Annotated in this window: 1 protein-coding gene and 1 pseudogene; both read left to right on the top strand. The window is 45.9% G+C overall.

Features of this window, described 5'->3' with window-relative positions; translation table 11 throughout:
• On the top strand, positions 1 to 725 hold a 725-nt coding region (locus R7F67_RS24805), incomplete at its 5' end, for a ferredoxin--NADP reductase (protein WP_318057528.1).
• 151 nt (positions 726 to 876) lie between these two features.
• Positions 877 to 1,093 (top strand): annotated as a pseudogene (locus R7F67_RS24800) (RDD family protein); the annotation flags it as partial.

Raw genomic sequence — 1,093 nt, 5'->3', positions numbered from 1 at the left:
ACCGCATTGACTGGACTGGAGAGCTGTTCAGTTTAAGGGTCTTAGGCGCGCCCCTTACCTATAAAGCCGGCCAGTTCACCAAGCTTGCTTTGCTCGATGATGAGGGCAAGCCTATCAGCCGTGCTTACTCTGTGGTTAATGCGCCAAGCGAGCAACACGAGTGGCTCGAATTCCTCATTGTGGCAGATCCTCAAGGGCAACTTTCTCCAAGGTTGCAAAAGCTAAAAGCGGGTGACCCGATTTATGTGGGTGAAACCGCGCATGGCGATCTCATTCACGACACCATTCCTAAGCAAGCGAGTGATCTATGGTTGCTTTCGACGGGGACTGGCATTGGCCCGTTTCTATCTTTGCTGGATGACATTAATCTGCTTCCTCACAATGATCGTATCGTGCTGGTGCATGGTGTTCGCTACGAAAAAGATTTGGTCTACAAATACCTGATTGAGCATCTTCAATTCCGATATGAAGGACGCTTAAAGTACGTGCCAATCGTGAGTCGTGAATTGTCACTCGGAAAACTGCAAGGTCGAATCCCAGAATTGATTGCGTCTGGTGAGCTTGCCAATAAAGTGGATGTGCCTTTCTCTCCGCAAAGCAGCTTTGTGATGCTGTGTGGTAACCCAGAGATGATTAAAGATACCTTGCCTGTGCTGCAAGAATTAGGGTTAGAAAAGTATCGATCTCGAACAGGCGGTCACGTTATCTATGATCGTTATTGGTAAGTATCCACCCATCGTTGAAACCGAGATAACTAAGTTATATCGGTGTAAATTAAAAATCACTTTTGAGACATGATACGAATTTATAGACTTATCAATTGAGCACATATACAACAATGCCTAGACTGCGTTCACTGTTGTTGTAGGTGGTTATATGTACTCTTCAATTGCGAGCAAAATGCAGCGGCTTATAGGCGGTTTCGTTGATCTGTTCGTCGTCATTAGCGTTGTCGTTGTTATCGCGTTGGGTATCAATTTTTGGCTCGATGACGTCCGTTTATCCCTGCAAGAAAACTTCACGCTTGTTTACGACACCCACGCGGTGTACCTCCTCACTGTTCCCATTCTTCTCGTGATTAACTGGTATTGGT

Source organism: Vibrio sp. YT-17 (assembly GCF_033337375.1).
Lineage (GTDB): Bacteria > Pseudomonadota > Gammaproteobacteria > Enterobacterales > Vibrionaceae > Vibrio > Vibrio alginolyticus.
Note: the sequence above shows the minus strand (reverse complement) of the source record. Positions and strands in the feature narration are given on the sequence as shown.